The organism is Mesorhizobium sp. M7A.F.Ca.CA.004.06.1.1 (assembly GCF_003999135.1).
Classification (GTDB): Bacteria; Pseudomonadota; Alphaproteobacteria; order Rhizobiales; family Rhizobiaceae; genus Mesorhizobium.
Genome location: NZ_RZPQ01000173.1, coordinates 1 through 9,083 on the forward strand (window position 1 = coordinate 1; position 9,083 = coordinate 9,083).

Genomic DNA, 9,083 nt, shown 5'->3' on the forward strand with positions numbered 1-9,083 from the left:
GGATTGTGTCCAGCACCGCCTGCGGCTTTTGTGCCGAGGCGCCATTGTCGAGATAGTCCAGCGGCTTGCCATAGACTTCCCGCGACAGGATCGGGAAATCGCGGCGGATCGCTTCGACGTCGTAGAAATCTCCGATCTTGCCCGGTGCGTTCATCAAATCACCCGTGCGCCGCGAACCAGCCGTCGAGCCGCGCCTCCAGCGCTTCGACGATTGCCTCGTCGTCAAGTTCCTCGATCACCTCGGCGACGAAGGCCTTGACGAGCAAGCCCCGCGCGCTTTTCTCGTCGACGCCGCGCGCCATCAGGTAGAACAGATGGTTATGGTCGATCTCGGTGACCGTCGCGCCGTGGCCGCAAATCACGTCGTCGGCGAAGATTTCAAGCTCGGGCTTGGTCGAGAACTCGCCGTCGTCCGACAGCAGCAGCGTGTTGCAGGCCATCTTGGCGTTGGTCTTCTGCGCATATTGATGGACGTTGATGCGACCCTGGAAGACGCCGCGCGCCTTGCCCGTCACCACGTTGCGGATGACTTCCGTCGAGGTCGTGTGCGGCACGGCGTGGTCGAGCACCATGGTCACGTCGGTATGGGTGTCGCCGGCCAGGAGGTTGATGCCGCGCAGCTTGAAATCGGCGCCTTCGCCAGTCGTCCTGACCATGATCTCCTGGCGCACCAGTCTGCCGCCGGCGTTCATGACAAACAACGTCAGTTTCGCATTCTTGCCGATATGGGCCTTGAACTGCGCCAGATGCGCCGCCGTTTCCGGCTGCTCCTGGACGATCAGCCACGTCACCTCGGCGCCCTCGCCGAGCACGAGCTGGCTGACCGAGCTGCCCAAGGCAGCGCCGTCACCCGTCTGACGTTCGACGATGACGGCCTTGGCGCCGGCGCCGACACGCACTCGCAGGCGCACATGGGTCTGGCCGCCAGCCTGCAGGTTCTGCAGCTCGACCGGCTTTTCAAGTTCCACACCATCGGCGATGTCGACAAAATACCCGTCGGCGACGAAAGCCGTGTTCAGCGCGCCGATGGCGTCGTCGCTGCCATAGGGATCGAGCCCAGCTGCTGCGCTGCCGTCGATCAGCTTTTCCGACAGGCGCTGGAAAGAAACGCCTTCAAGAACCGGCACTTTGGCGTCCGACTTGCCGTTCAGGATCGACACCACGGTGGAACCGTCGACGATCGGTGCAACGGCTTTGGCCATGGCGGCGGGGTCGAAGTCCGGCACGGTATTCAGCAACCGGCGCAGGTCGGTGTAATGCCAGGATTCGACACGCCGCGTCGGCAGGCCGTGCTTGATCGTCTCGATGGCGTCGTCGCGCTTCAGCATCACCGCGCCGTCACCCGGCAGCAGCGACAGCCGGTCGCCGAACGCGTCGATCAACGCTGTCTCGGCCGGTGTCCGCTGCGGTTGTGTGTGCATGTTCATCGGTATTACCTCTGGCATCTCACGCGGCTTCGCCGATCACGCCGGCATAGCCATTGGCTTCCAGGTCGAGCGCCAGCGACTTGTCGCCGGACTTGATGACCTGGCCCTTGTAGAGCACGTGCACGGTGTCGGGCACGATGTGCTCAAGCAGGCGCTGGTAGTGGGTGATGACCAAGAACGCCCGGTCCGGCGCCCGCAGCGCGTTGACGCCGTCGGACACGATCTTCAGCGCATCGATATCGAGGCCGGAATCGGTCTCGTCGAGCACGCACAGTTTCGGCTCCAGCAGCTTCATCTGCAGAATCTCTGCCCGCTTCTTCTCGCCGCCGGAGAAGCCGACATTGAGCGGCCGCTTGAGCATCGCCATGTCCATGCTGAGCGAGGCGGCGGCTTCCTTCACGCGCTTCAAAAATTCCGGGATCTTCAGCGGCTCTTCGCCACGCGCCTTGCGCTGCTCGTTCATCGCCACTTTCAGGAATTCCATGGTGGCCACGCCCGGTATCTCCATCGGATACTGGAAGGCGAGGAAAATGCCTGACGTGGCGCGCTCGGCCGGATCCATTTCGAGGATCGACTGGCCGTTGTAGAGGATGTCGCCTTCGGTCACCTCATAGTCCTCGCGGCCGGCGAGGATGTAGGACAGCGTCGATTTTCCCGAGCCGTTCGGCCCCATGATCGCGGCAACCTCGCCGGCTTTCACCGTCAGGTTCAAGCCACGGATGATTTCGGTGCCGTCATCGACGATGCGGGCGTGCAGGTTTCTGATTTCAAGCATTCTTGTTTCCTGAATATTTGTCCGGTCAGCCGACCGAGCCCTCAAGGCTAATCCCAATCAGCTTCTGCGCTTCGACGGCGAATTCCATCGGCAGCTGCTGGATGACGTCCTTGACGAAACCATTGACGATCAGCGCAATTGCTTCCTCTTCGGGGATGCCGCGCTGCATGACGTAGAATTTCTGGTCCTCGGAAATCTTCGAGGTCGTCGCTTCGTGCTCGAACTGCGCCGTCGAGTTCTTGGCTTCCATGTATGGCACGGTGTGCGCGCCGCACTGGTCGCCGATCAGCAGCGAGTCGCAGTTGGTGAAGTTGCGGGCGTTGGTCGCCTTGCGGTGCGCCGAGACCTGGCCGCGATAGGTGTTCTGCGAGAAGCCGGCGGCGATGCCCTTGGAGATGATGCGGCTCGACGTGTTCTTGCCGAGGTGGATCATCTTGGTGCCGCTGTCGACCTGCTGATAGCCGTTCGATACCGCAATCGAATAGAACTCACCTTGGGAATCGTCACCGCGCAGGATGCAGCTCGGATATTTCCAGGTGATCGCCGAACCGGTCTCGACCTGCGTCCACGAAATCTTCGAGCGGTCGCCACGGCAGTCGCCGCGCTTGGTGACGAAGTTGTAGATGCCGCCCTTGCCCTCGGCGTCGCCGGGGTACCAGTTCTGCACCGTGGAATATTTGATCTCGGCATCGTCGAGCGCTACCAGTTCGACGACCGCCGCGTGCAACTGGTTCTCGTCGCGTTGCGGCGCCGTGCAGCCCTCGAGATAGGAGACGTAAGCCCCCTCCTCGGCGATGATCAGCGTGCGCTCGAACTGGCCGGTGTTCTTCTCGTTCATGCGGAAATAGGTCGACAGCTCCATCGGGCAGCGCACGCCCTTGGGCACGAAGACGAACGAGCCGTCGGTGAACACAGCCGAATTCAGCGTGGCGTAGTAATTGTCTGAGGTCGGCACGACCGAGCCGAGATATTTCTTCACCAGCTCCGGATGCTCGCGGATGGCTTCCGAGATCGAGCAGAAGATGACGCCGGCCTGCGCCAGCTCCTTCTTGAAGGTGGTGACGACGGAGACGGAATCGAACACGGCATCGACGGCGACGCGGCCCGATTTGTAGACATTGTCGCTGACTTCCTCGAGTTCCGAGGCGTCGGTCTTCTGCACGCCGGCAAGGATTTCCTGCTCGCGCAGCGGAATGCCGAGCTTCTCGTAGACCTTCAAGAGTTCGGGATCGACATCGCTCAGCGAAGTCGGGCCGGGCGTGCTCTTGGGCGCCGCGTAGAAGTAGATGTCCTGGAAATCGATCTTGGGATAGTGGACGCGCGCCCAAGTCGGCTCGTCAAGCGTCAGCCAGCGGCGATACGCTTCCAGACGCCATTCCAGCATCCAGGACGGTTCGTCCTTCTTGGCCGAAATGAAACGGATGATATCTTCGCTGAGGCCCTTGGGGGCCTTATCGACAGCGATTTCGGTCTGGAATCCGTATTTGTATTGGTCGACGTCGATCTTTCGGACCCGATCGATCGTGTCCTGCACAGCAGGCATAAGCGTTCTCCATCCACGCCGGGGTCAAGGCCCGACAGTTTTCAAACTATGGCACCGCCAAAAACGAACCCCGAAGAGGTGCTCGCGGCAGCGTAAGTTTAATATAGTGCGCTTCGACCGGGAATTCACCCGGCCAGCATGAAACGCACGGCTCTACCAGGCCGAAAGGCCCAAATTCGTCCAACCGCTACGCGGCCCGTTCTCTATCCGCCCTTCGTGCGGCAATACCCGCAAGCGCGGTGCGGAAAAGCTCAACGTCTTCCGCGCCGGTCGCCGGTCCGATCGACACCCGCAAGGCGCCGAGACTGTCACCGTAGCCCATGGCTTTCAGCACATGGCTCGGTCCGACCTTGCCCGACGAACAGGCAGAGCCGGCCGACAGCGCTACACCGGCCAGATCGAAGGCGATCTGCGCGGTTTCGGCTTTGACGCCCGCAATAGCGAAGAATGCCGTATTGGCAAGCCTTGGCGCACCGGTTCCAAAGATTTCCGCGTCCGGCACCAGCGATTTGACGATGGCCTCGATCTCGTCGCGGCGCTGGCGCACCGCATCCATGGCCGGCAATCCGGCAAGCGCCTCGCGTGCGGCGGCGCCGAAACCGGCAATGGCGGCGAGGTTCTCAGTTCCGCCGCGATGGCCCTTTTCCTGGCCACCGCCATTGATCAGCGGCTTCGGCATCATCAAATCGGAAGCCGCGACGATGGCGCCGACGCCCTTGGGTCCACCGATCTTGTGCGAGGACAGAATCAGATAATCGGCGTAACCCGCTGATAGATCGGTCGAAACACGCCCTACGGCCTGCACGGCGTCGACAATGAGGATGCCGCCCGCCGCCTTGACGATCGCGGCGATACGATCGATCGGCTGGATGACGCCGGTCTCGTTGTTGGCGGCGTGGATTGCGACCAGCGGCAGGCCCTCGCTCTTGTCGTGACCGCCGAGCGCCGACTCCAAGGCGCCGAGATCGGCAATGCCGTTGGCGTCGACGCCGATCCGCGTCACCTGCGCTGCGGGGAACCGTCCGCCGTTCAACAGGCAGGGATGATCGGCCTCCGACACGTAAAGCCGGCTCATACGCACCGTGCCGCGCCCCATCTGCCAGTCGGGTGACAGCAGCGTCGAGGCTGCTTCCGTGGCACCGGAGGTGAACACGACATGCTCCGCCTTGGCGTTGACTAGCGCCGCCACGTCACGCCTGACGGTCTCGATCAGGCGGCGGGCCGCGCGCCCCTCGGCGTGAACCGATGACGGATTGGCCGCGACGTCAAGGGCCGCGACCATAGCCTCGCGGGCCACGGCAAGCAGCGGCGCACTGGCATTGTAGTCGAGATAGGCGCGTATTCCGGCCATTTTCGTCCGTCAAATCCCGTCAGAAGCCATTCCGCTGTCGTATGGCGTTATTTCCTTGAAATTCCAAGGCGAGCCGTCCTATTTACGCGGCTTGCGGCGCGGGTGGCCGGGCTCGATGTCTTGCCACTCAGTTTTGAACAATTCTAAACTAGCTTCTAAGAAGACGCTCGCCCTGCGTCAAGGCCAGAGGAAACGTTCCAGGCACCGCGCGTTCGTATTACCAAGTGGAGTATTTTATGCCTGAGGTCATTTTCACCGGTCCTGCCGGCCGCCTGGAGGGTCGCTATCAGCCTTCCAAGGAAAAGAGCGCGCCGATTGCCATCGTCCTGCACCCGCACCCGCAATTCGGCGGCACGATGAACAACAAGATCGTCTACGACCTCTTCTACATGTTCCAGAAGCGGGATTTCACCACGCTTCGCTTCAATTTCCGCGGCATCGGCCGCAGCCAGGGCGAGTTCGACCATGGCACCGGCGAGCTGTCGGACGCCGCCGCCGCTTTGGACTGGGTGCAGTCGCTGCATCCCGATTCCAAGAGCTGCTGGGTCGCCGGCTACTCCTTCGGCTCCTGGATCGGCATGCAGCTTCTGATGCGCCGGCCGGAGATCGAAGGCTTCATTTCGATCGCGCCGCAGCCCAACACCTATGATTTCTCGTTCCTGGCGCCCTGCCCGTCATCGGGCCTGATCATCCATGGCGATGCCGACAAGGTGGCGCCGCCGAAGGATGTGCAGGGCCTGGTCGACAAGCTGCACACGCAGAAGGGCATCACCATCACGCAAAAGACCTTGCCCGGCGCCAACCATTTCTTCGCCAACGATGCCGACCTGCTGCTCGAGGAATGCGCCGACTATCTCGACCGCCGGCTGGCCGGCGAATTGTCGGATCCGCGTCCGAAGCGGCTGAGATAAACAAGGCAAGAACGGACGGCGATGTACGAACCTCCTCATTTCAGGGAAACGCGGCCGGAAATCCTGCACGGGCTGATCCGGACGCATCCGCTGGGCCTGTTGGTTTCCAACGGGCCCGATGGGCCGGTCGCCAACGCTGTCCCGTTCCTGCTCGACGCGGAAATCGGGCCTAACGGCACGCTGCGCGCCCATCTGGCGCGGGCCAACCCGCAATGGCGCCTGTTGGCCGACAACCCGGCATCCCCCGTGCTGATCGTCTTCCAGGGCAGCGATGCCTATGTGACGCCGTCCTGGTACGAGACCAAGCGCGAGACCGGCAAGGTGGTGCCGACCTGGAATTACGCCATCGTGCAGGTTCGCGGCACCGTCAAGGTGATGGATGATCAGGACTGGCTGGCGCAGCAGATCGCCGATCTGACCATATCCCAGGAAGGCGCCCGCGCCGCACCCTGGGCGGTGACCGATGCGCCGGAGCCCTTCATCCAGTCGCAGATCAAGGGCATTATCGGGCTGGAAATCGAGATCAGCGAAATCCACGGCAAGTGGAAGGTCAGCCAGAACCGGCCGGTCGCCGATCGCGTCGGCGTTGCACAGGGGCTGGAAAGCGAAGACCACCAGTCGCCCGGCATGGCCGGCCTGGTCAGATCCTATGGCGGACTGGACGGCAACTGAACTTCGAATGCTCAGGCAGCCTTCCTTGTCGGTCCGATCAGCCGAAACGTTCTCTTGCGGACCGGCAGTCCCGACGGCATCGGCCGGAAAATGAAGCCGAGCCGGGCAAAGACCAGCCCGCAGGCGAGCGCGAAGCCGCAGCCAAGGCCGAAGCCGGCGACGGTGTCGCTGGGATAGTGCGCGCCAACGAAGATACGGGTCGAGGCGATACAAGCGGTGATCGCCAGGGCGATGTACCAGCGCCGCGGAAACAACAGCAAAGCGACCCCGAACACCGCGCCCATCGTCGTACCATGGCCGGACGGAAAGCCGGCGAAGCGCGCATCGAAAGCGAAGGGGTGCAGGGTCAGCACGCCAAAGTCCTCGTAATAGAGGGGGCGAGCCCGGCCAATGGCATATTTCAGCACATTGACGGCGATCCCCGACAGGCCGGTGGCGCACAGCACCAGAAAAGCCAGGCAGGTCCAGTTGTAGAGCAGCATCAGCGAGCGCCGCGAGAGGCTTCGCCAATCCGTCAGGTTGGCGGCGACAAGCAGAAGCACTGAGGGAATGAGATACCAGCCACCCAGGCCGAACTGGGTGAAAAAGTCGGCAGTCCGGGCAAATCCCGCCGACCACTTGCCGTGAAGCATTCCGGCCGGGGTGTCGAGACGAACAAACGCTGCCGCCGTCAGCAAAACCCAGACCAGCACCCAGACCGACCACAAAACGTTCGGGTATCTGGCCGGGCGGGTGGCAAGGCGGCTTTTGGCGATCTGCATCGTATCGCGAAAATTGTCGAGCGACCGGCGCCCTACCCCAAGGAGCAGGCTCGAAACGGGCGGGCGTGATTTCACCAGCATAGGAAATTCGACCCCATTGTCGCCGTCATGGGCATCGGCGAGCCGTCACTGGGTTACACGATAGAGGCCGAGCGACAGCTTGTCTCCCGACGAATAGTTGAGGCCGTCGACCTCGGCAACGCGGTTCGCCGACTTGCCTTGCGCCGCCAGCAACCCATTCAGTTTCTGCTCGTCGCCGACCTGCGCCAGAGCCAGGGCGCAGGCAGGATCGCCGAGCAGATGCTTGGCGACGCCATCGACATCGGTCAGGACGGTCTTGGTGCCGACCAGGAACACCAGGCTCGGCTCGTGATATTCCGCCGAAGCGAGCACCGTGGTGTCGCAAGGCCTGTTGGCCTGGAACGCCGCCTCGATCGCCGGGCTCAGCCAGATCGGTTTCAGCGAAGGCGCGATGACGCCGAACAACAGTCCATAGGTGATGCCCGCGCAGACGGCGATTGTGCCGATGCGGGAGAGCGGCACTTGCAGCTGTCGCGAAAAAGCGAAATATCCTGCCGCCAGCGCCGCCGCGGCGGCCGGGATGCTCCACCAGGAGAAGGCGCCGGTGAGATAGATCGGCGCTCCGACGCAGACCGCCGCCAGGCCAAGGCTGACCACGGCAAGACCGAATGCGGTCGACCACCACAACCAATCCTGCCAGCGCCTGAGCGGCGCATTCGCCTCCTGGGGCGGCAAGGTCAACAGCCAACCGATCAGCAGCGCCATGCCGGGATAGGCCGGCAGGACATAGTGCGGCAGCTTGGTCGGGATCAGTTCGAACACCAGCCAGAACGGAATGTACCAGGCGAGGCAGAAACGCAGCCGCGGATCGTCGCGCAACCGGTTGAGGGCCTGCAGCCCGGCGCCAACCGCGATCAGACCGAACGGCCACATGAACAAGGAATAGGTCAGCATGTAGAAGCCCGGCGGCAGGCCGTGCGATTCCTCGCCCGAGGCGACCTTGGCCATCATGTCCTTGCCGACGGCATCACTGAGGAAGGCGCCGCCGCTCTTCCAAGTGATGAGGGCGACCCAGGGCAGCACGATGAACAGCACCAGGGCGACACCGCGCACGAGCTTCAGCTTCAGGAGCCAGCGCCAGTCGCGCTCGAAGGCAAACAGGGCGGCGACCGTCAGCACCGACAACAGCGGAGCCACCGGCCCCTTGATAAGGATTCCAAGGCCTTGAGCGGCCCAGAATATCCACGGCAGATGGGCCGCTACCGGTTCGTTGCGGCGCGATGCCAGATAGATCTGAGCGAGCGCGCCTTGCGCCGCCACGCAGCAGGCCAGCAGCATGGCGTCGGTCTTGGCGTCACGCCCCTCGAAGGCGGTGGCGAAGATCGCCGCCATCATCAGGCCGGCGGCGAGACCGGCATTGGCCCCGAACAGCTTGGTGCCTGTCCAGGCAATGCCGACGACGGCCAAGGCAATGCCAAGCATGGAGACGAGGCGGTAGACCCAGATCGGCGCCGCCGCCCCCTCGCCGCTCAGCGCCACGGCCGCCGATTGCAGCCAGTAGATGCCGATCGGCTTCTTGTAGCGCGAGGCATCCTGAAAACGGATGTCGACATAGTCGGAGG

The 9,083-nt window shown here is 63.0% G+C and carries 8 protein-coding genes and 1 pseudogene; 2 read left to right on the forward strand and 7 right to left on the reverse strand.

Translation table 11 applies throughout. From position 1 onward, the window contains the following. The 5 genes and pseudogenes from EN906_RS38255 to EN906_RS13110 form a co-directional block, all read right to left on the reverse strand. A pseudogene (locus EN906_RS38255) lies at nucleotides 1-154 on the reverse strand (cysteine desulfurase); the annotation flags it as partial. Between the two features lie 4 nt (nucleotides 155-158). Next, the gene (gene sufD / locus EN906_RS13095) at nucleotides 159-1,427 is read right to left on the reverse strand and encodes a Fe-S cluster assembly protein SufD (RefSeq protein WP_127270923.1); all 1,269 of its coding nucleotides are present in this window, start codon (nucleotides 1,425-1,427) and stop codon (nucleotides 159-161) included. A 19-nt stretch (nucleotides 1,428-1,446) separates the two neighbouring features. Beyond that, nucleotides 1,447-2,202: a Fe-S cluster assembly ATPase SufC gene (gene sufC / locus EN906_RS13100; RefSeq protein ID WP_023810312.1), complete on the reverse strand. Its 756-nt coding sequence runs from the start codon at nucleotides 2,200-2,202 to the stop codon at nucleotides 1,447-1,449. A gap of 25 nt (nucleotides 2,203-2,227) precedes the next feature. Next, nucleotides 2,228-3,745: a Fe-S cluster assembly protein SufB gene (gene sufB / locus EN906_RS13105; protein WP_027037002.1), complete on the reverse strand. Its 1,518-nt coding sequence runs from the start codon at nucleotides 3,743-3,745 to the stop codon at nucleotides 2,228-2,230. Between the two features lie 187 nt (nucleotides 3,746-3,932). After that, entirely contained in the window at nucleotides 3,933-5,096 is a 1,164-nt protein-coding gene (locus EN906_RS13110) for a cysteine desulfurase family protein (RefSeq protein WP_127268784.1), read from the reverse strand. A gap of 236 nt (nucleotides 5,097-5,332) precedes the next feature. On the opposite strand from EN906_RS13110, the gene EN906_RS13115 reads away from it, so the two are divergent. Both EN906_RS13115 and EN906_RS13120 read left to right on the forward strand, forming a co-directional pair. Then, complete coding sequence (locus EN906_RS13115; RefSeq protein ID WP_023669128.1) at nucleotides 5,333-6,007, forward strand: alpha/beta hydrolase; 675 nt, start codon at nucleotides 5,333-5,335, stop codon at nucleotides 6,005-6,007. A gap of 21 nt (nucleotides 6,008-6,028) precedes the next feature. Next, complete coding sequence (locus EN906_RS13120; RefSeq protein ID WP_127268785.1) at nucleotides 6,029-6,679, forward strand: FMN-binding negative transcriptional regulator; 651 nt, start codon at nucleotides 6,029-6,031, stop codon at nucleotides 6,677-6,679. A gap of 11 nt (nucleotides 6,680-6,690) precedes the next feature. On the opposite strand, the gene EN906_RS13125 is transcribed toward EN906_RS13120, so the two are convergent. Together EN906_RS13125 and EN906_RS13130 are read right to left on the reverse strand one after the other, a co-directional pair. Further along, a complete protein-coding gene (locus tag EN906_RS13125) occupies nucleotides 6,691-7,521 on the reverse strand; it encodes a phosphatase PAP2 family protein (RefSeq protein WP_127268786.1) in 831 nt (276 codons plus the stop codon). Between the two features lie 45 nt (nucleotides 7,522-7,566). After that, nucleotides 7,567-9,083 (reverse strand): glycosyltransferase family 39 protein (locus EN906_RS13130; protein ID WP_164777162.1); only part of this gene is annotated, 1,517 nt, incomplete at its 5' end.